Genomic DNA, 18,730 nt, shown 5'->3' with positions numbered 1-18,730 from the left:
GCTCCTCGCGATCCTCATCATTTCGCTACCTATTGGAGTCAATCGACTGATCGGCGCTGCCTGCCTAGGCAGGGCCGCAATTACCGCGCTTCTTCGGCGAAGGTTCAAATACCGTCAAAGAGCGGGAGCGCGCTGGTCCGGCCGTTCGATTTCTTTCACCTAGTCGTTAGGACGCCGTCGACATGGCTCCGTGGCGGCTTTGAGCTAGCGCAAGGGTCGGCCGCCGGACTCAGCGAACTTGATCCGCATGAACCAGCCAGACGACCAGAACCAGCTGAGCGCGCCGTCGGAATCCAAGCCCTCGCGTTTGGAGCAGGCGCGTCGGATCGCAGAGTAATATGCCGCAGATCTTCGTGAGATCGTGGGAAAACTTCGCTAGCGCCTTCTTCACTCACCCCACGCGCGGCGCAGAAACCGGTCGACCGCGGCGGAGCCACCGCGCTTGAGGCCTACCGGCGCGATGCCAGCGTCGGGCTCGGAGATCTCGCCGGGTCCGGACCGCTCTCCAGCGCCGCACGTCTGTCTGCAAGGGCATGATCGAACAGTTCGAGGACGAGGCTGAACGCTACCATGTCCTCCTGTTCGATCGTTCCGTCGTCGTAGCACTTCAACGTTTCGGCGATGATCGCATCGACTTCTCGTCGCGATGCCAACAGATCCTGTTCGGACCCCGCTTCACGAAGCTCCGACGCCAACGCCAAGATGCGGTTGCGGCGGCTGGTGTCGTCGTCCCGGTCGTCCCTGTTCAAATAGCGGCGCAGCCAGGCGGCGGCCGACCCGATGCCGGAGAGAAGAAGCAGGGCGAACCAGAAGTAGTCGCTGTACTTATCCAGGAAGGTACGCTCCGTCCCGTTGATGACGGCTGCGGCGCCGCGGTGCACGGAGGGCTCGGTTTCCTTCTCCGTGTCGGGTTTGGTGATGTGAGCGGCGCCGGCGACGCGTCGCGTGATCGCGTCGCGGACCGCAAACAGCTGGCGATAGAAGGCCGCCGCTTTGGTCTCCGATAGCGCCCGTCTGGCTACAATGAGATGGCTGACGCTGATGGTGTCGACTTTGTCCTCCGGCCAGGCCGGATTCGCGTTGAAGACGCTGCCCGGGATTTCCTCGGCTTCGTAGCGCGGTTGCCTCAATGCGATGGCCTCGGATGCATCGACCGGAAGAAACTTCGGAGCACCGCGCGATCGCGAGGTCGCGGTGATCGCGTCGGCCGTGATCCTGCTGTCGAGCGGACCGACCGCGAGATAGGCGTCGAGGGAGGTATCTTGCGCAAGCTTTTCGATCTGATCGGTCCCGAATTGAACCGTCGTCACCTTGTCCGGCTCTACGCCGGAGCCGACCAGAACGGTGCGCAGGAGCGCCAGATTGGCGCCGGTCCTTCCGATGATGCCGACCTTGTGGCCGGCGAGATCGGCGATCTCTCCGATCGTCCCCTTCGGCTTCTTCCGGGATTCCTTGCCCGGCCGTCCGGATGGCGTCCACAGGACGACGTAGTTCTTCCGCAGCACGGCCAACGTCTGCGCGTCCGACGGCATGCTCAGGTCGCCGCGACCGACCGCGAGGTCGGCCTTACCGGCGCCCAGCAGTGCGAGCGACTCGGCCGCGCCTTCGGTTGTGATCGGAGATAGCCTGACCGACCTGCTCTCATCGGCGAAGGCCTCGGCCATCGCCTCAACCACTTGATGGTCGTCGCTGCCGGCGGGGCCGACCGCGATCCGGAGGGTCTCGGGCTGCAGGATATAGTAGAGAGCGGCGGCGGCAGCAGCGAAGACGATGAATCCCAGCGCCAGCACCACCAGCAGCCTTCGTTGGCGTCCATTGTGCGCGATCTGGCCGGGGTCAGACGGGGTCATCGGCAGAGCCTCCGCCACCAAACGAGTGGCTCAGGGATCGGTTCACGCGCCGCTTTTATTTTCCTGCCGAGCTTCCCTCATTGCATCGGTTATATCGAGAAGCTGCCTCTCATGGATTGGGCGGACGGGTCACAACCGAGATCCCACGCCTGGATCGGAGAGCGAGCGCTTCGATCGCATTCGCTCTCCGCGATGGTCCAGTTACTTCTTTTCCGGCACCCAGGTGGTGCTGGCTCGATCGTACTTGAAGCCCGGGGCGCCCTTCAGGTCGTCCTTGGTTTCGTCGAGGGTCAGCCACCACTTGTCGTTCTTCTTGGCGGTCTTGACCGCGCTGAACGGCACGATGACGTCCTTCTCGCCCGCGCCGAGGAACCCGCCCACCCCGATGACGAGTCCCGTGATCTTGCCCGATTTGTCGACGAGGACATCATCGATGTCGCCGATCTTGCTCTCCTTCGGATCGTACACAGCCTGCTTGTAGTAGTTCGTCACAGTCCAGCTTTCCGTCGGGGCCGCGGTCAGCACGGTGGTGGCAGCGAAGGCCCCGGTCGCCGTCGTCGCGGCCAGCAGACATCCGATCGCAAGATTCTTCTTCATATCCGAACTCCTCGTTTCGTAATGGACCCATCCAACGGGATAAAATGGCAAATGTTCCGATGCTGGAACGGGCTGAGCGCCGTGCAGCAGGGCGTGGGGTTTGCGCGAAGCGAGCGCTGTCGGCCTCACCCTCAGTGCAGGTCGATCTCAACCGCCACCCTGACGAGGTCCGAGTGGCTCTTGGCGCCCAGCTTCGTCTTGAGCGCCGAAGTGACGTTCGCGACGGTTTTGTAGGAGATGCCGAGTTCGGATGCCACTTCCGCTATCCGGTCTCCCCTTCCCAGCAGCCTGAGTATTTCGAGTTCGCGTGCGCTCATCTGTGTCAACGGGCTGGCTTTGATCTCGGCGCCGGCGAAGGTCGTCGCTTCGGCCAAGCGAGGCGATACGAAGCGCCCACCCGCTGCAACTTTCCGTATGGCCTCGGCCAGGATCTTTGGATCGTCGCTCTTTGAGACGTATCCTTGGATGCCCATGTCGACGGCGCGCACCACGAAGGCCGGATCATCGCTCACGCTGAGCATGACGATCCGCGCGGCGGGATCGTCCTTACGGATCCGGCGCGTCAGTTCGAAACCCGTCAGGTCTGGAAGTCTCAGGTCCACGACGGTTACGTCCGGATGCTGCTGCAAGTACGCCTGATGGCCCGTCTTCGCGTCGAAGGCTTCCTCGATTTCGACGGAATGGTCCGATGCGAACAGCGCGCGGCATCCCGTCACGACGACAGGATGGTCGTCGACGACCAGCACCCGCACCACCGATTTTGTCTTATCCTGCACCAACGATCCTCGATTCACGCGACAGGAACGCCGGGCACGCGCCATTGGTTCGATATCATCCCAACGGAAAACGAGCGAAGCGCTCGAAGAGCGCAAGTTGCCGAAGCATCCAGATCGCTTCTTCCTACGGCGGCCGCAGCACGCCGAGGCTGCAAGCAAATGCACTAGCCGGGAAAAACAGGCAATCGGCCTCTCACAAAACCGGAACCTTGCCACCATCCGCGTGTTCTCGCAGGCCGCATGTTGCGGAGAGGGAGATATTCATGAAGAAGCTGATGCTGACGTGCGCGGTTGCCGCGCTGATCTCGACGGGCGCGATGGCACAGTCCACGGTCGTCACCACCACCGGCACGGGTCACACCGCCGCGGTCCAGATCGAGCCGGAATACCGCACGAAGATCCGCACCTTCGTGACCGAACACAAAATCCGCCCGGTGGAGACCCGCGAGAGGATCGTCGTCGGTCAGCCGGTGCCGCGCGAGGTGGAGCTCGAGGCCGTGCCCGCCGACTGGGGTCCATCTCTCACCAGGTATCGCTACGTCTACTCCGGGGAACGCGTGATGCTGGTCGACCCGTCGACCCGCACGGTCGTTCAGGAGATCGACTAAGTCCTTCGGGGTGGGTCGCCGAACAGTGGCCCGCCCCGACATCAATCCGGCGCCCGCCGAGTGTTGATTCCTTCCCCGCGAGCGGCCGTCCATGCCCATCATCCGGTACTTCGTTTTCGTCGGCGCGCTGCTGCTGGCGTTGCTCTTCGCGGCCAGCCGATACCTGCCGGCTCCCGTCGAACGCGCAGCGGCGGCCGAGCCGGACAGAACCATCATCCGGATCACCTCGGCGAGAAGACTTCCCGACCGGATCGTCTTCGATACGCGTCCGCGGTCCGACCTTCCAGCCATCGCGCAGGCCGATTCGGTGGCTGAACGGCCGCAGCAGCTTGGACGCGAAGCCATGGCCGCCGCGCCCGCAGCGCCTCTTCCGGAGTCCAAGAACGATCAGCCGATGCGCTTCTCCACAGCGCCTCGTCCGCGTCCCAAGCGCGTTGCCAAGCCATCGAAAAGAGTACCCGAGCCGCAGCTTGCCTTCGACCGACACGACCGGTTTTCAGCTGAATGGAGGTAGAGAAAAGGAAGAGGCAGCGCCTTGCGGAGCGCGGCCTCTTCTGCGTCGGACCGACAGGTTTACCAGTGGTGACGATGCCATCGATGTCGAACCACCGGATAGGATCCGCCATAGTAGGCGTAGGCGGGTCGCACGACGCGCCGATAGCGGTAGCCGTAGGAGACAGGGGCGCTGTAGTAGGTGCTCGTGTAGCCGCCGCCCCAGCCATAGGGTTCGTCGTACCCGTAGTCGTAGGCGTACGGGCCGCCATAGTAGCCGGCGCCGTAGTAACCGGGGCCGCCGTAATATCCGTAGCCGGGGCCCCAACCGTACGCCGAGGACGCAAGCCCGCCGATCACGGCACCTGCGACGAGGCCGCCGGCGATGCCCGGGCCCCAGCCACCACCCCGCCAGCGAGCTTCGGCGGGAGATGTCGTGGCCACCGAAGCCAAACCGAGGGCGCCGACCATGAGCGCCGACATTGCAATCTTCTTCATCGGAATTCCTTTCTCATTGCGTGCCCCGGCCGTTAACGGGAAAAATAGGCAATGGTTGCTACTGCGGCGGCATTCGGCAAAGCAGGATACGGCGTGAACTTCCAGGTCACGGTGCTCAAGATCCTCGTCAGCTATCCCGACGGGTTCGCCGTCATGGCGGATCTCAAGCGGGACATGGCTATCCTGGCCACCAGCGGCCGGGAGTGGGCGGACAGAACTCGTCGCCTTGCCGCCCGCGTCCCCGATCTCGACCTTTTCTCGCAGGGACTGGTCGAGCGCCTGAACGGCGGATGGCGGATCACCGATAAGGGGCGCGCGGTGCTCGACTTCATGGAAGGAAGGCCTGTCGAGGCGCAAGCGAAGCCAGGCGCTTCCGCTGCAATCCCCGCCTCCGAGAAGGCCACTCCAAGGCTCCTCGCCCGGACAAGGAGCGCCCGAAGCAGGCGCCTGCAACGCCGCCGGGCGGCACGCGAGAAAGCAAGTGCCAAGGCGTAGACGCCTCCGCGTACAGATCGGGAAAAACTGGAAACTTTTATGCGTGCGTTGAGTTTGCGTCGGATGCAAATGCCGGCGGCCGGAGCGCGACGATGTTCGACGATGTAGTGTTGAAGACTGCCGCGGAGACGGCATGGACGGTGTACCGGTCGCGGCACCCCGGCATCGACGCTCGAGATGACCGGCGTTGCCTGCTGCAGCGTCATCTGCGGAGGAGATGGGAAGAACGACGAAGCGATACCGAAGGACTCGCGAGCTTCGGAATAGCTTATCTCGACCGGCTCCCTAGAGAGGAATGCTAGGACGGCTAAGAGCATTCGTTGCGCGGGCGGCTCGCGGAAGCACCAGGCTTTGCTCGCGATCTCCTGTCTCGCCTCCGCCGCGATCGTCATGGCGCTGCGCTTTGTGGTCGAGGGCTGAAAAGCAGACGCGTCCATCAAAAGAAAACGGCCCGCCGGGTTTTTCCCGGACGGGCCGCTCCGTCGTCAACCGGTTCAGTGCATGTGAATCAGGAAGTATCCGGCACCGCCGACGAAGATCACTGCGGGGACAGCCCACAACAAGATGACGGGCATGACGTTCTCCTCCATTCCGATTCTATCGGAAGGACCTGGCGGCCCTTCAGTTACTCGGTGCAGACCTTCGTGGTCTTCACGGCGGATTCCGCCTCGACCTTGGTCTTGTACACGCCGTCGCCAACGACCGTGGTGGTGGTCGTGGTCGGCTTGCTGTCGACGACCGTGCACTTCTTCGTGGTCGCGTCGCGCACGATGTAGAACTCCGCGGCGCTCGCGGCCTGGGTGCCAAGGGCGAAAGCGGCGAGAGCGCTGCACAAGATCAGTTTCTTCATGATGTCCTCTCCTCCAGTAGCGTTTCAAGTATCACGCAAACGAGAGCGCGGACCTAAAGTTCCTCTTTTTCCCAATTCCGATGCAGCAGTGGAAAGGCCTCATCGTAACGGCTTTCGAGAAAGAGAGCGAAAAAAAATTGCCGTTAATTCCCGATTGGAACTGAAGGTGACGTTGCATGTTGATCGGCACCATGTTTCAGGAGGTTCAGATGAACAAACGTCTTTTGTTGGCAACCACCGCCTTCGTCGCGATTGCGACTTCGGCCTTCGCCCAGTCTTCGCCGAGCACCTCGACGACCGCGCCGTCGGCGCAGCGTCAGCAGGATTCCACGTCGACTTCGACACCTTCGACAACGAGCTCGCCGTCGGCTTCGACCACCAGCCCGTCGACGTCGAGCGCCGCGCCCAGCAACTCCGCGCAGACCTCGAATCCTTCGTCGACAAATTCGGCCCAGACGCAGCCGCCTTCGTCCCCGAGCCAGAGCGCAGCTGGCCAGGCGCCCAACTCTGGCAACAACACCAGCACCTCGCAGGCCCCGGCATCCTCGAATTCGCCGAGCCAGGCGCAGACGAACACGACCACTCCGCAGTCGAACCAGGCCCAGACTAGCCAGCCTTCCGGCAACTCGACCCAGTCGGCCAACCCGCCGGCGTCGAGCAGCAACCAGGCGCAGCAGAATCAGACCGGTTCGAGCTCCACAAACGCCGCGCAGCGGACCAACGATAGGCAGAACAATGCCGACCGGTCTTCGATCAACGTGAACGCGTCGATCAACATCAACGATCAGCAGCGCACCCGCGTCAGCCAGTCGATTGCGCGTCTCGACGTGAGGCCGCTCACCAGCGTGAACTTCTCGGTGTCCGTCGGCACGGTCGTTCCGCGCGACGTGCGCCTGCAGCAGCTGCCGGCCGACGTGGTCGAGATCGTTCCGCAGTACCGCGGCTACGACTTCGTGATCGTAAAGGACGAGATCGTCATCGTGGAGCCGTCCAGCTACAAGATCGTCGCCACGCTGCCGTATTCCGGCAGGTCGACGGCTTCCGCGCCGGCCCGCAGCGAGGAGCGCAAGACCACCTTCAGCGATCGCGACCGCGAGGTGATCCGGAAGCACGCGAGGGCACGGCCGGTCGAGCGTGAGAAGCACGTAACCACCGGTAGTACCGTCCGCACCGAGATCCGGACCGGCGAGCGCGTGCCCGAGGGCGTCGAGGTCGAGACTTTCCCGGAGGAGGTCTATCGCGACGCGCCGACGCTGCGCGAGTATCGGTACATCAACCGCGACAGCCACACCTACATCGTCGAGCCGCGCGAACGCCGCGTCATCGAAGAGATCGACTGATGTCGCTACGCTGACTTCGATGGCCCCCGGTCGTTGCTACCAGGATTGGGGGCCATTGCAGCGGCAGCCCAAGCAACGGTTTGGCTTCGGCGCTAAAACTGGCAAGCAAGACAAGGGCCGCTTTCCGAGCGGCCCTTTCGTTGACAATCTGGGATGAACCGTATGTCCACTCTCGCAAGGCTGACGGCACAGAAAAAACAATTGCTGGCGCGGCTCGGAGCCGATCCGGCCCCGAATGAGCGCGCCGAAATCCAGGCGCTGCTCGCCAAGATCGAAACCGCTCTCAAGCTGCTGGACCCGCAAGGCGCTTCTCTGCCGGACAGGGGTTGACGAGACCCATTAGGCCTATTTTTAAGGTGATGACGACGATGCGCTTGGTTGCCAGCTTGACGGAGGTCTGCCTGGTTCTCGGCAATTTCGGTTCCGCCGAGGCACGTTCCTATCGGAGCGACGCCTTCGACGGCTCGTGGCATCTAATCTTCGAGACGCGATCCGGATCTTGCGACCCAAGCTATAGTTTCGACGTCAACGTCTCGAATGGCAACATTTCTCATCCGAACCTTGTCAGGTTTCGGGGCCGCGTATCGAGGAGCGGCGCGGTGCGGGCCTCCGTGACAGTTCAGGACAAGCATGCCGAGGGCACCGGGAGACTAGACGCGACAAGCGGATCGGGCACGTGGAGCGGATACTCGGGCACCGCCAAGTGCGGGGGGATCTGGAGGGCGACTAAAGCCTAGAAAGCTTCTGAACTATGGAAAAGGGTGGACGCGTCCCGCTCGATAGAAGACTGGGGAATCTGGTTGGCCCCGACTGGCAGACGGCGGCCGAGATTCAAAGAATTTCCGGCGGAGAAACGCTTGAAGTCGCGAAGACACTCGATCGGCTGTGGGAGGCCGGGCTGATCGAGCGGGAGACCCTGGACATAGGCATTGGTGCTCGGCGCAAAGGTGGAGGAGCCCAATTGCGTCGCATCAGATACAGGCGCAAATCCTCGAAGCTGTAGCGATCGGTTTGAGCGTCGTGGGCGGATCTCTACTTCCCTACGAAACGGCTACCGCTCCTGAAGCGCGATGTCTCTATCGATGGAGACACCTTGTTGCTATTGACTCCGTCCCCGGGACGACGGCGTTAAGACGATTTTCAAGCAGCTCGCTTGGAATAAGGCTACCGGAGCGGGAGCGGCTTTTTTGGGAGAGGCGGATTCGAGTCAGCAATCTCAAGTTCGGCGACGCTCAGACACCGACACTTCGTCGCATTCATTTCGCGCGTGTCCAAACAACGTCGACGACCTCTCCGCTCAGCGGACGGATGGTGAGCGTGAGCCGATCTCCTGTGATCGCCACAAAGCGCTTCTGGTCCGTGCCGTTCCAATTCGGGAACGAGCTCCCTGCGACATGAATCGCGATGCTGTGGTCCGCCTCGTTCACCGAGTATGTTCCGAAGTAGGTCTGGGTCCCGTTCGCCGTAACCGTGTTCTCTTCGGCAGTGCCCTGCCAAAGCGCGCTGCTGGCGTTTTTCGCGCGATCCGACCGCATGACCGTGATGACGTACCGCCCGCCAGCGTCGAAGACGGCCATGCCCGCCGGGCTCGCTCCGAACTGCTGCAATGTGGTGCCATCGTTCTTCTTCTGCTCCCAAGAGACCGCCATCCATGTTCCGACGAGTTCGTCCTTCAGGGTTGATGCTGCCCCCAGGCTCCGTCCGCTGGAAGAGACAATCCCAGCGCCGCGATGACGCAAAAGCTAAGGATCCAACGGTGTTTCATATCGCGTTCTCCGTTTCTGCCTCGGAAATGCTGCCCGCAAATCCGGGCCGACGGTAGCGCGTCGCCGCACTGTGTTGTGATCGCGCGGCTTGAGCGGCGATCAACCGGGCACGGGACCTGCGGCGGATCGGCTTGTCGGCGCGAGGTCGGCAGGGCGTGCTCGGCCCGCATCTCTCGCCCGTCGGCGTTCCGAAAGAAACCGCGTCAGCCACCCGAGAAGGTCGGCGATCCGGCGATGCTGCGCGTCGTGGATAATGCGGTCGAGATCCTGAAATAGATTGGTTTGGTCCTGCATTGCCTACTGCGTTCGGAGGGAAGCGTCTCAGGGATTCGATACAAGACGAGAGACGGGCTTTTTCGGATGGTCAGTCAGCGACCCATCACGGCCCGGATCGCGACGCCGATCACGAACGCGGACAGGACGGTCGACGCGATGGGATATTTCGTGTTGTCCACGGCTAGTGCGACGCTTCGAGCTTCCGCATCTCTTGCAGGCGGGCGAGGCAATAGTCGCGATAAAGAACTTCGATGAATGTCCACATGACCAAATCCCCATCCGATCTAATGCGAACAGGGTGCTCCCGTTCGGTTTCAGCAGTGTGTCGCGACCGCGGGAAATGGTTTCCCCGTTCGGCTGGCCGGCGGCTATCGACCCGACCCCGCGCGAACCCTCGAGCTACTGAAGTCCGAGCCGCACGCTGCTGCACCTCCGGCGGAACCGTTAGGCCCAGGCGGCGCGCAGCGCGCATGTCCACGACAAGGCTCGGGCAACACAGGGACTCGATCGGCAACTCGTTTGCGGAACGGCCCTCGAGGAGACGGCAGGCTTGCCCCGCCATGCGGTGGGCAGCTTGCCCAAGCGATGTTCCGTAGCTCAGAAGGCCTCCGGCGCCGGCCTGTTCCAGCGCAACCAAGGCCGGCAGGTTCTGCGCCAGAGCACGCTCCGCGATCTGGACGGCATGAACGCCGATGATCGGGTTTTCCAGCGCCACGAGAGCTTGCGTGCCATCTTGGCCCATCCTGGCGAAGGCCGTCTGCAGATCGGGTTCAGGCCCGACGACACGCAGGTCGATTGCGTGCAGACCGGCTTCCCGCGCGGCGCGCGTGCCGGCATTGCGAAGGCAATCGGAGACGGCTGCGTCGGACAGATAGGCGATCCTTGTCAGGTCAGGCTTGATCGCGCGGAGCAGCGCGATCTGGGCCGCCGCATGGCCGTCGTCAAAGGTCGTAACGCCTGTCATGTTTGCCAAAGGGTCGCCCGAAGGACGCGCGAGCTCGTCCCCGGCCGGCTGTACGACCACCGCAAAGACGATCGGAATCGCGGCCGTGGCAGCTCTCTCTGCGCGCGCGGTCACTGCGCCGACCGCTGCAATCAGATCGACGCGGAGCCGCACCATGTCCTGCGCGTATCCGGCGAGTTTCGTCGAGTCCCCGTATGCGATCCGTTCATGGAATACGACGTTTTCGCCCTCGACCAAACCGTGCTCGCGCATGCCTTCCTTGAGCCAATGGCTCGGCGAACTCCGCGGACAGTTCGATCACTTCCCGACCTGGCGCACCAGCCAGCAGTCGGTGTGGGATATCCGCAAGCGCTTCCAGTGGTGCCAAGTCGCCATCTGGGCTGACGATCTGCCCCCCGACGCTCCCGAATATGGCGACCTCGAGCTCTATCTCGCGAGCCAGAACGCGGGACAAAAACTTAGCGTTCCCGGCATCCGCCACTAGCCGCACAGAATCGCTTGTACAAGCTTGGTTTCCGAGGAGTTCAATTTGGCAACGCGACGCGAAATCCTTCAGGTCGGCGTAGCAGCCGCAACGCTGGCCGCTGCGAACGGCCTCGGACAACTGGGCCGCGTTACTGCCCAGCAACGGCTGACTGAAGCCGAACTCCTCAGGTTCGAACCGATGGGCAACATTACCCTACTGCACATCGCCGATCTGCATGGTCAGTTGATGCCAGCTTACTTGCGCGAGCCTTCGATCAACGTCGGCGCAGGCAGCGTCATGGGCTTGCCGGAAGGGGCGAAAGCAAAGGACCTTCTGTCTCATTTCGGCATCCCGGCCGGCTCAGGTGCCGCCCACGCGTTGACTTCGGAAGATTTTGAGCAACTGGCAAATGCCTACGGCCGGATCGGCGGCCTCGACCGCACGGCGACCGTGGTCAAGTCCGCTCGTGCCGAGCGCGGCGCCGAGCGGGTTCTGCTGCTTGACGGCGGCGACACTTGGCAGGGCTCGCTGACCTCCTACAGGACGCGCGGGCAGGACATGGTCGAATACCTCAAGCTGCTCAAGCCCGACGCCATGACCGGCCACTGGGAATTCACGCATGGCGAGGCCCGAGTCAAGGAATTGGTCGAAGCGCTGGGCTGTCCGTTCCTTGCCCAGAATATGCGCGACAATGAGTGGCAGGATCCGGTGTTCGAGGCCTATTCCGTGATCGAACGTGGCGGCATCAGAATTGCCGTCATCGGTCAGGCGTTTCCGTTCACCGGGCTCGGCATTCCGCGCAGGCTGATTCCCAACTGGAGTTTCGGCATTCGCGAGGAAGACCTGCAGGCCACCGTCCTCAAGACCAGGCAGCAAGGGGCCGCGCTGGTCGTCCTGCTCTCGCATAACGGGTTTGGCATCGACCGTAAGCTCGCTAGACGGGTCGAGGGTATCGACGTGATCCTGACTGCCCATACGCATGATCCGTGGCCGCAGGTCGTCCGGGTCGGCAAAACGCTGCTAGTGGCTGGCGGCAGCCACGGCAAATTCCTCGCCCGCCTCGATCTCGATGTGCGCGGCGGCCGCGTAGAGGGTTATCTGTTCAAGCTGATCCCGCTGTTCTCGGACGTGATCCGTCCCGACCTCGAGGTGCAAGCGCAGATTGCGAAGGTTCGCGCGCCGTTCGCGGCGGAGCTTGCCCGCGTGGTAGGCCGCTCGGATAGCCTTCTCTACCGGCGTGGTCGCTTCGACTGCAGCGCCGACGACATGATCTGTGCCGCACTGCTCGAGGAGCGCGACGCCGAGATCGCGCTTTTCGCCAGGCTTCTGGTGGGGGACGAGCCTCTTGCCCGGCGCGCCGATCACTGTTGAGGACATCCACAACATGACTTCGATCGCCTATCCCGAAGTCTGCCGCGCGCCGCTGACTGGCGAACGCTTGAAGAATATCATGGAGGACGTTGCCGACAACCTGTTCCATCCTGATCCCTACTACCAGCAGGGCGGCGACATGATCCGCTGTGGCGGCGTCGGGTATTCCATTGATCGGCGCAAGCCGATCGGACAGCGGATCTCGGACATGGTGATCTTGAAGACCGGTAAGCCGATCGAATCCTCCCGCGACTACATGGTTGCAAGCTGGGGCTGCACGGGCGACGCGGTCGAGGGACCCCCTATCTGGGATCTGGTTGAGCGATATGTCGCGCGCAAGAGGGTCGTCACCGCATCGTCTGTTTCAGCGATATCAGTTGTCGACAGATAGGCGGCAAGCCTCTCCCTTTGCCGACCCGGACCGAGTTGATAACCTCACTTGGGCGCGCCGAGCTTTTTGAGCCGACGCAAGTCGCTTGCGGCCTCCGAGAGCAGCCACTCGCGGAACGTCACGATCTTCGGCAGGTTCGCGGTCGCCTTGGGGCAGAGAATCCAGTAGGTCTTCGACAGCGGAAGCGACAACGGAAACGGCCGCACCAGATGGCGGTTGACGAGGTCCCATGCCGCCAGAGCGGTACGCGCCAGCGCGATGCCTTGTCCGTTGATTGCGGCGTCGATCACCATGCTAGCGCGGTTGAGGACTGGGCCGTGAGTCGCGGCGGCATCATCAAGTCCGGCTTCCTGAAGCCAATTCTTCCAGTCGGCGCGACTGTCCATGTGGATCAGTGGAAACTTCAGGATGTCGGCGGGTTTGCTCAAGCGTCGTTTGCCGGACAGCAGCTTCGGGCTGCAGACGGCAAAAAGCTGTTCAGGGCTCAGCCGCACCGCGTCCAGCCCTGGCCAGTTGCCGTCGCCATGGCGGACCGCAAGGTCGACCTCCTCCCGCGCGAAGTCCACGTGATGCAGCGTGGCGGAAACCCGCAGGTCGATGCCGCTGTGCGCCTCCGCAAAATGGCCGAGCCGGTGCACCAGCCATTTGGCGGCGAAGTCTGGTGAGGTCGAGACGGTGAGCACGCCTGCATTCTGCCGCTGCAAGAGCCGCTCGGTGCCGATGGCGATGCGGTCGAGCGCGTCGCGCACCACCGTGAGATAATCGCGACCGGCCTCGGTGATGATCAACCGCTGCCGCTCGCGGTTGAACAGCTTGAGCGCAAGCTCCGTCTCCAGCGCTTTCACTTGATGGCTTACCGCGCCTTGGGTCACACAAAGCTCTTCGGCCGCGCGCGTAAAACTCTCGTGGCGCGCAGCGGCCTCGAAAGCCTTCAGGGCATTGAGCGGCGGCAGGCGTGGGCGCATCGAACCGACTTCATGAGAAAAACTAAGGCAGGCAGGAGAAACGATGCTTTGCGGGGAAGCATCCCGCAGCATTATTGAACAGCTCCAGCGCAGCGTTTCAAGCCATTTGGAGCTATCTATGTCCATCCTGCTGACCGTCCCCCGGTCGATCCCTCCCGTGCCGGCGACGAACCCGGCCACCCCGCTTCATCAATTCAGCTCAGGAATCAAGCCAGCCGTTCGGCGGCAGGGATGGTGGAGCTGGCTCGACCGGCAGCACGAACGCAGAGGCCTGCGCGAGATTGCCGATAACCCGCATCTGCTCAAGGATCTGGGACTAACTCGCGAACAGGCGCTGTGTGAGGCTACCAAGCCGTTCTGGCTCTGGTTCATGCTCTAACCCAGAGGAGAAAAACGGATGTCTGACCCGATCGTCTACGGTTTTCCACGCAGCACTTTTGTGAACATCGTTCGCCTAATCCTGACTCACAAGGGCGTAGCCTACCAATTCCATGACCTCGAGCCGGTGATGGGGAAGCCCGATCACCTGGCGCTACACCCGTTCAATCGCGTACCGATCCTCAGGCATGACGATCTCACCGTCTATGAAACGAGTGCAATCGCCGCCTATGTCGACGAGGCCTTTGGCGGCGTGTCACTGACGCCGAAAGACATCAAAGCGCGGGCGCGTATGAACCAGTGGATCAGCGCGGTCAATAACTACTACTACCCCTATATGATCTACCACGTGACGCATGAGCGTCTGGTTTTCCCGGAGCTGGGAATTGCCTCTGACGAGAAAGTCGTCGCGCATGCGCTGCCAAAAGTCGAGACGGCGCCTTCGGTCGCCGAGCGCCAGCTTGCGCACGGCAAGGACTTCTTGCTCGGCGACGAGCTCTCGATCGCGGATTTCTACCTGCTGCCGAGCACGTTTGCCTTCAGCCTCACGGCCGAGGGGCAGTCGATGTATCCCAAGTTCCCGGCCTTCTGCCGCTGGCGGGAGCGCATGGACCATTTGCCGGCGACACAAAGGCTGCGCGCGTCCGTGCAACGCTTGCCGATCGAACACGCACGCGAATGGGCCACTTCGCACCGGCCGAAATACTGACCATTTCGGCTGGCGCGCGGCGCTAACGATAGAAGCCGCTTCGTCAACCAGAGCCGTCGCCGGCTATGGAGGCCGGCCAGAAAGCCCCGAGTACGGCGGCGCTGGTCCCGCCATGCTAAACGCGACCAGCACCCAGCGGAGGTGAACGCTACGCGACCCTCGGCAGAGGCAGTTGGGCGACGCCCGGCACCACTTCCTTGATGCGAATATTGCGGAATTGCACCTTCGAACCATCATGATGGTTTTGCAGTGCGATATGGCCGCGAAGCGAGCGCGGGTTCGGGTCCGTGTAGTCGTTCACAAGCACATCATTCAGCGTCACTTTGATGCGGTTGCCGATGGCTTCGATCACGAACGTGTTCCACTGCCACGGGCCCTTCGCAACATCTGTGCGGGTCGGGGCGCTGATGTTGTAGATTGCGCCGGTGCTCCGTAAGGGATCATTCTCCTTCTGCGCCTCGGAATTAAATCCGCGCGGATCGATCTGGATTTCGTAGCTCTGGTCGATGGCCGCCATCCAATCGTTCGGATTCGAACTGTTCAGGTTCGGCACGCGGATGAAAACACCGGAGTTGTCGGTGCGGCTCGCGTTCTGCCATTCGAGCTCGAGCACGAAGTCCGAGAAGCTTTCACGCGTGTACCACAGCAGCCCGGATCCGCCGACGGACTCGAGAATGTCGAACACCTGAAGGAAGCTTCCGACGCCCGACATCTGCCAATCGGCCAAACTTCCGGTGTAGAGCGATTTGAACTGCACCGACGGGGCCGGCGTCAGTGCGGCAACGACGGCCGCGCTGGTCTCACGCGCGAGCGCCAGGCCAGTCAGGGACGGGTTGGCCGAGCCGAGGGTGGGGAACAAGGCAGGACCGGCAACGTAGGTGTTCGAGATGTGATGGAAGCGTCCGACGGGGTCCGTAATCGACATCGCCGGATCATCGCCCATCCACAGCGTGCCCCCTTCATGATGGGTGTTGCCCAACTGATCCTTCGTGACGGCAAACGGATCGGGGGGCGGAACGCCTTGCCAGCCGCCGTTGTACAAATACTGGACGTCGCCGGCGCTCTTGCCGAGGCGACCAGCCAACTCGACAGCCGCTGCGGCGAGCTTTCTCCAAGCGGCGTAGTCGTTCGGCGTGGGCGTGAAATTGACCCAAGCGCGGGCGCTCAAACCATCGCTCTGAAGCGGATCGGCTCCGTTCGTTAGGTTCACGAAGCTGGTCGTGCTGCCTGGTCCGCTGCGCTTGTCCCCGTCCATTTCTCCGAGGCCTCGGAAGACGATTGCCACCCAATCGGGGTCCTCGTTCGAAAGCAGGTTCCGCAAGAGGTCGATGTCGGGCACCATCGTCCACATCGTCGCTTCCGGGTTCTGTCCCCTCTCCGCCGATGCGAGCACCTGAAAATGATAGCGGCGCTTGCTTCCGTCAGGGTTTGTGATCTCGCCACGAACGATCGCGCCGGCCTGTTCGAGCGTTGTGAGCGCGCCGAGCCCGAGGGCGCTACGCTTGACGCGCACCGTGAGATTGGTGCGCAGATGGGCCATGAAATTGGCGCCCATGCTGAACGGGCCGCGAGTGACCGGAAACGACTCAAGGGCCAACCGCGTCGACTCGATGGTGCCCACCGCTAGGACCACCTGACAATCGGTACTGAGATTGTTCGGAGCGGAAAGCGACCGGAATTGACCATTATAGGTCAGATCGATCCCGCTGACCCTGCCTCCGGCGGTCTGCAAGCGTATGACGTGACACCGGGGAACGAGGAAGAAGCGGCGCCGCGAATTGTCATTCAGCGTCCAGCGCTTGGCGATGTCGTCGCGGATGCTTTCGAGCAGCATGGGTCCGCTGCTGAACTTGTCGAACGAAAAGAGCCCGGGGCCCGGCGCGTTCGCCTGCACCGCGATCGGAGCTTCTTCGACTAGATCCAAGCTCACGTCAGGCAGAATCACGTTCGTACCTGCAGCAACGGCTCCCAACTGGGCATTGACCGCCGTGTTGAGGGGACCGGATAGGTAATCTGCCTTGTCCTGTACGCCGATCTCTCGCTCGACATCCGGGTAGTTCGCGTTCAGAAAATCGCGCGCGCCTTTCGGCCACGCATTGAGGTCGGCCGGCATCAGCCGCGGCGACCAACCTCCCCAGAATAGTGAGCGGCCACCCGGGCAGTAAGCCAGTCCGGTGAACGGCTCGTTGCTATGCCAAGGAATGCCCCATACGCCATTGCGCGCGCCTGGATCCTGATTGTTGGCCGTGACCAGCGCGCTATCAGGCGGATTCAGGCCGAGATGCGGCATGTTCTGCACGTGCGTCGGCGCAAGATAGCCGCCCGCGTCCAGGAGCAGCACCCGCAAATTCTGGTCCGCGCCGGCGCGGTAGATTTTGCTGGCAGCGTAAGCGCCGAACATTCCGGCGCCGATGACGACGACATCAAATGGCCGGCCGCCATTGTTCACGGCTTCGTCGTACGTGCTGCACACATACCTGCCGAGCAGATCACGCGTGAATTCTGTGTCCTGGATATCGACTGGAGTCGAGGGGTCATTTCGCAGAAAGGTCAGCATCGGAGAGCTCCTTTCGAGGCGTTGTTGAAGCAGCCATGAGGCGCATGGCCTGGATAGCCGCAAAGACCTGGCCCGCAAGCGCGGCCAAGAACAAGAATATGAGAAGCTGGCGGCCGGTTATATGAGCCGGTTCACACGCACAGCGCGAATTGGCTCGGCTCGACGGAGGCCGGACGGCCCTTCGGAACTGCAGGTAGTGCAGAAAACTATCTGACCTCGCCATAGGCCAGATCATCGAACAGAGTCACGCTGTCCGCCTTGGTCCACAAGCCAATCATGCCAGCGTCAGCGATCGTAGTGTCCTCCACCTCGAAGATCGGCTTTCCGTCATAGGTTACCTTGAACCGACTTCCCGTGAAGTCGCAACGCAGCACGTGCCATTGCCCGGACGCCACCGGCGTACTGACGCCATAGCCGCCCTTGCGCCCGACAATATCCAGCGAGGTACGAACGCCTTTGATGGTCTTATAGAGCACCACGTTGTCCTCCAGCGCGTTGGCTCGCACGACATAGTAGTTGTCGGCATCTTTCGCGCGCCAGATGATTCCCGCTGCGCGATCCTCTGAGCCGGCGATGGCCTTGAATTTGACCTCCACGAAGCCGTCACGGAAACTGGAATCATTCTTGATGGCTACCGGGAAGGTCGCCCGCCCGGATTGCTTGAGCACGTTCGGCTTGCTCGGCGCCGTGGCGTCGGCCTCAACCGTCCATTTCGGTTGCCCCCGGCCGGTCTTTGTCAAAGTCCATCCTTCCAGCGGCATTCCGACAGGAGTGCTGTCAAAGTTCAGGGTGTTGGCCACGGCGTTACCTCCCAGCAAGAAAACCAGCATGGCCGTCAAGGCAAACTTCGCCCGCGCAAAGAATCTGCGCGGAGGGACATATGGGCAGATCATCGATTTGCGCATCATTACATCCTGTCTTTAAGCCCATTCTTTACGAACCAAGCCCATCCCGGCGAGTTGATGCAGACCTCCAGTGAGGAAGGGAGACCATCATGAGAAATTCAGCAGCGGCAGCCCTGTTGTCCTCTGTCGTACTGGCGTTCGCATTCAGTGAAGGCGCGGCACAAGCGCAGTCCACCCCTGTCCAGCAACCTCAGTCGCCCCAGCAGTCGGAACAATCCCGCGAGCAGGATCGCAGCCACGCGGAAGACGTCACGATCGGACGCGACTGGAAGGCTCAGGGCGGCGAAGCCGATCACACCGGCCAAGTCGCGCCGAACGAGGACCATCAGACGGTCGGCCGCGATTGGCGCGCTCGTCCGGACGACAAGGATCGGCAATAGGCGACCTGGCCAGACTTGCGATGTCGAGCGTGCGGCCGAAGAAACGATCGCCGCACGTCGCTCCACCGCCTGACCATTCTCAAGCGCCACACGCAT

General features: G+C 62.3%; 20 protein-coding genes and 1 pseudogene. 10 read left to right on the top strand and 11 right to left on the bottom strand.

Annotation, left to right across the window (positions count from 1 at the left end):
- Nucleotides 1-449: 449 nt before the first annotated feature.
- The 3 genes from L6639_RS36725 to L6639_RS36715 form a co-directional block, all read right to left on the bottom strand.
- Nucleotides 450-1,850 (bottom strand): TAXI family TRAP transporter solute-binding subunit, encoded by a 1,401-nt coding sequence (locus tag L6639_RS36725; RefSeq protein WP_237866377.1) that lies wholly within the window; start codon nt 1,848-1,850, stop codon nt 450-452.
- 201 nt (nt 1,851-2,051) lie between these two features.
- Complete coding sequence (locus L6639_RS36720) at nt 2,052-2,447, bottom strand: PRC-barrel domain-containing protein (protein ID WP_237866376.1); 396 nt, start codon at nt 2,445-2,447, stop codon at nt 2,052-2,054.
- A gap of 131 nt (nt 2,448-2,578) precedes the next feature.
- Nucleotides 2,579-3,223, bottom strand: a complete 645-nt coding sequence (locus L6639_RS36715) for a response regulator transcription factor (RefSeq protein ID WP_377802876.1) — start codon at nt 3,221-3,223, stop codon at nt 2,579-2,581.
- 263 nt (nt 3,224-3,486) lie between these two features.
- Between L6639_RS36715 and L6639_RS36710 the strand changes: the two genes are divergently transcribed.
- Nucleotides 3,487-3,831 carry a DUF1236 domain-containing protein gene (locus tag L6639_RS36710; protein ID WP_237866375.1) on the top strand — a complete coding sequence of 115 codons (345 nt, stop codon included), beginning with the start codon at nt 3,487-3,489 and terminating at the stop codon, nt 3,829-3,831.
- Nucleotides 3,832-3,922: 91 nt separating this feature from the next.
- Nucleotides 3,923-4,345 (top strand): hypothetical protein, encoded by a 423-nt coding sequence (locus L6639_RS36705; protein ID WP_237866374.1) that lies wholly within the window; start codon nt 3,923-3,925, stop codon nt 4,343-4,345.
- Between the two features lie 59 nt (nt 4,346-4,404).
- Here the strand turns inward: L6639_RS36705 and L6639_RS36700 are convergent, their stop codons facing one another.
- Nucleotides 4,405-4,821: a hypothetical protein gene (locus L6639_RS36700; RefSeq protein WP_237866373.1), complete on the bottom strand. Its 417-nt coding sequence runs from the start codon at nt 4,819-4,821 to the stop codon at nt 4,405-4,407.
- A gap of 93 nt (nt 4,822-4,914) precedes the next feature.
- Between L6639_RS36700 and L6639_RS36695 the strand changes: the two genes are divergently transcribed.
- Nucleotides 4,915-5,316, top strand: coding sequence for a hypothetical protein (locus tag L6639_RS36695; RefSeq protein WP_237866372.1), 402 nt, complete (start codon nt 4,915-4,917; stop codon nt 5,314-5,316).
- 625 nt (nt 5,317-5,941) lie between these two features.
- On the opposite strand, the gene L6639_RS36690 is transcribed toward L6639_RS36695, so the two are convergent.
- A complete protein-coding gene (locus tag L6639_RS36690) occupies nt 5,942-6,166 on the bottom strand; it encodes a hypothetical protein (RefSeq protein ID WP_237866371.1) in 225 nt (74 codons plus the stop codon).
- Between the two features lie 316 nt (nt 6,167-6,482).
- Entirely contained in the window at nt 6,483-6,830 is a 348-nt protein-coding gene (locus L6639_RS43370; RefSeq protein ID WP_338076574.1) for a hypothetical protein, read from the bottom strand.
- A 94-nt stretch (nt 6,831-6,924) separates the two neighbouring features.
- Here L6639_RS43370 and L6639_RS43365 point away from each other — a divergent pair, with 94 nt between their 5' ends.
- Nucleotides 6,925-7,506, top strand: a complete 582-nt coding sequence (locus L6639_RS43365; protein ID WP_333909376.1) for a DUF1236 domain-containing protein — start codon at nt 6,925-6,927, stop codon at nt 7,504-7,506.
- 162 nt (nt 7,507-7,668) lie between these two features.
- Nucleotides 7,669-7,836: a hypothetical protein gene (locus L6639_RS36680; protein ID WP_237866369.1), complete on the top strand. Its 168-nt coding sequence runs from the start codon at nt 7,669-7,671 to the stop codon at nt 7,834-7,836.
- A 926-nt stretch (nt 7,837-8,762) separates the two neighbouring features.
- Here the strand turns inward: L6639_RS36680 and L6639_RS36675 are convergent.
- Together L6639_RS36675 and L6639_RS36670 are read right to left on the bottom strand one after the other, a co-directional pair.
- Nucleotides 8,763-9,245, bottom strand: a complete 483-nt coding sequence (locus L6639_RS36675; protein WP_237866368.1) for a lipocalin-like domain-containing protein — start codon at nt 9,243-9,245, stop codon at nt 8,763-8,765.
- A gap of 484 nt (nt 9,246-9,729) precedes the next feature.
- A complete protein-coding gene (locus L6639_RS36670) occupies nt 9,730-10,764 on the bottom strand; it encodes an ABC transporter substrate-binding protein (RefSeq protein WP_237866367.1) in 1,035 nt (344 codons plus the stop codon).
- Here L6639_RS36670 and L6639_RS36665 point away from each other — a divergent pair.
- Complete coding sequence (locus tag L6639_RS36665; RefSeq protein WP_237866366.1) at nt 10,763-10,996, top strand: hypothetical protein; 234 nt, start codon at nt 10,763-10,765, stop codon at nt 10,994-10,996. The genes L6639_RS36670 and L6639_RS36665 overlap by 2 nt on opposite strands.
- A gap of 45 nt (nt 10,997-11,041) precedes the next feature.
- Nucleotides 11,042-12,740, top strand: a pseudogene (gene soxB, locus L6639_RS36660) (thiosulfohydrolase SoxB).
- Nucleotides 12,741-12,784: 44 nt separating this feature from the next.
- Here soxB and L6639_RS36655 read toward each other — a convergent pair.
- Nucleotides 12,785-13,705 carry a transcriptional regulator GcvA gene (locus L6639_RS36655; protein ID WP_249798501.1) on the bottom strand — a complete coding sequence of 307 codons (921 nt, stop codon included), beginning with the start codon at nt 13,703-13,705 and terminating at the stop codon, nt 12,785-12,787.
- A 157-nt stretch (nt 13,706-13,862) separates the two neighbouring features.
- Here L6639_RS36655 and L6639_RS36650 point away from each other — a divergent pair, with 157 nt between their 5' ends.
- Together L6639_RS36650 and L6639_RS36645 are read left to right on the top strand one after the other, a co-directional pair.
- Nucleotides 13,863-14,084 carry a DUF1127 domain-containing protein gene (locus L6639_RS36650; RefSeq protein WP_237866364.1) on the top strand — a complete coding sequence of 74 codons (222 nt, stop codon included), beginning with the start codon at nt 13,863-13,865 and terminating at the stop codon, nt 14,082-14,084.
- An 18-nt stretch (nt 14,085-14,102) separates the two neighbouring features.
- Nucleotides 14,103-14,792, top strand: coding sequence for a glutathione S-transferase family protein (locus L6639_RS36645; RefSeq protein WP_237866363.1), 690 nt, complete (start codon nt 14,103-14,105; stop codon nt 14,790-14,792).
- Nucleotides 14,793-14,940: 148 nt separating this feature from the next.
- Here the strand turns inward: L6639_RS36645 and L6639_RS36640 are convergent, their stop codons facing one another.
- Complete coding sequence (locus L6639_RS36640; protein ID WP_237866362.1) at nt 14,941-17,349, bottom strand: 3-keto-alpha-glucoside-1,2-lyase-like domain-containing protein; 2,409 nt, start codon at nt 17,347-17,349, stop codon at nt 14,941-14,943.
- Between the two features lie 206 nt (nt 17,350-17,555).
- On the bottom strand, nt 17,556-18,254 hold the full coding sequence (locus L6639_RS36635) for a 3-keto-alpha-glucoside-1,2-lyase-like domain-containing protein (protein WP_237866361.1): 699 nt from the start codon (nt 18,252-18,254) through the stop codon (nt 17,556-17,558).
- Between the two features lie 89 nt (nt 18,255-18,343).
- Between L6639_RS36635 and L6639_RS36630 the strand changes: the two genes are divergently transcribed.
- The gene (locus tag L6639_RS36630) at nt 18,344-18,634 is read left to right on the top strand and encodes a hypothetical protein (protein WP_237866360.1); all 291 of its coding nucleotides are present in this window, start codon (nt 18,344-18,346) and stop codon (nt 18,632-18,634) included.
- Nucleotides 18,635-18,730 lie beyond the last annotated feature (96 nt).

It is taken from the genome of Bradyrhizobium zhengyangense (assembly GCF_022012555.1).
Taxonomy (GTDB): domain Bacteria; phylum Pseudomonadota; class Alphaproteobacteria; order Rhizobiales; family Xanthobacteraceae; genus Bradyrhizobium; species Bradyrhizobium zhengyangense.
The sequence above is the reverse complement of the archived record's forward strand: the minus strand, read 5'-3'. Positions and strand labels throughout refer to the sequence as shown.

Excerpts from the sequence above, each read along its gene's own strand:
- L6639_RS36710 (WP_237866375.1), top strand. The coding sequence starts at position 3,487 with ATGAAGAAGCTGATGCTGACGTGCGCGGTTGCCGCGCTGATCTCGACG.
- L6639_RS36720 (WP_237866376.1), bottom strand. The coding sequence starts at position 2,447 with ATGAAGAAGAATCTTGCGATCGGATGTCTGCTGGCCGCGACGACGGCG.
- L6639_RS36655 (WP_249798501.1), bottom strand. The coding sequence starts at position 13,705 with ATGCGCCCACGCCTGCCGCCGCTCAATGCCCTGAAGGCTTTCGAGGCC.
- L6639_RS36700 (WP_237866373.1), bottom strand. The coding sequence starts at position 4,821 with ATGAAGAAGATTGCAATGTCGGCGCTCATGGTCGGCGCCCTCGGTTTG.
- L6639_RS36670 (WP_237866367.1), bottom strand. The coding sequence starts at position 10,764 with ATGCGCGAGCACGGTTTGGTCGAGGGCGAAAACGTCGTATTCCATGAA.
- L6639_RS36705 (WP_237866374.1), top strand. The coding sequence starts at position 3,923 with ATGCCCATCATCCGGTACTTCGTTTTCGTCGGCGCGCTGCTGCTGGCG.
- L6639_RS36630 (WP_237866360.1), top strand. The coding sequence starts at position 18,344 with ATGAGAAATTCAGCAGCGGCAGCCCTGTTGTCCTCTGTCGTACTGGCG.
- L6639_RS36640 (WP_237866362.1), bottom strand. The coding sequence starts at position 17,349 with ATGCTGACCTTTCTGCGAAATGACCCCTCGACTCCAGTCGATATCCAG.
- L6639_RS36690 (WP_237866371.1), bottom strand. The coding sequence starts at position 6,166 with ATGAAGAAACTGATCTTGTGCAGCGCTCTCGCCGCTTTCGCCCTTGGC.
- L6639_RS36725 (WP_237866377.1), bottom strand. The coding sequence starts at position 1,850 with ATGACCCCGTCTGACCCCGGCCAGATCGCGCACAATGGACGCCAACGA.
- L6639_RS36680 (WP_237866369.1), top strand. The coding sequence starts at position 7,669 with ATGTCCACTCTCGCAAGGCTGACGGCACAGAAAAAACAATTGCTGGCG.
- L6639_RS36645 (WP_237866363.1), top strand. The coding sequence starts at position 14,103 with ATGTCTGACCCGATCGTCTACGGTTTTCCACGCAGCACTTTTGTGAAC.
- L6639_RS36635 (WP_237866361.1), bottom strand. The coding sequence starts at position 18,254 with ATGCGCAAATCGATGATCTGCCCATATGTCCCTCCGCGCAGATTCTTT.
- L6639_RS36665 (WP_237866366.1), top strand. The coding sequence starts at position 10,763 with ATGCCTTCCTTGAGCCAATGGCTCGGCGAACTCCGCGGACAGTTCGAT.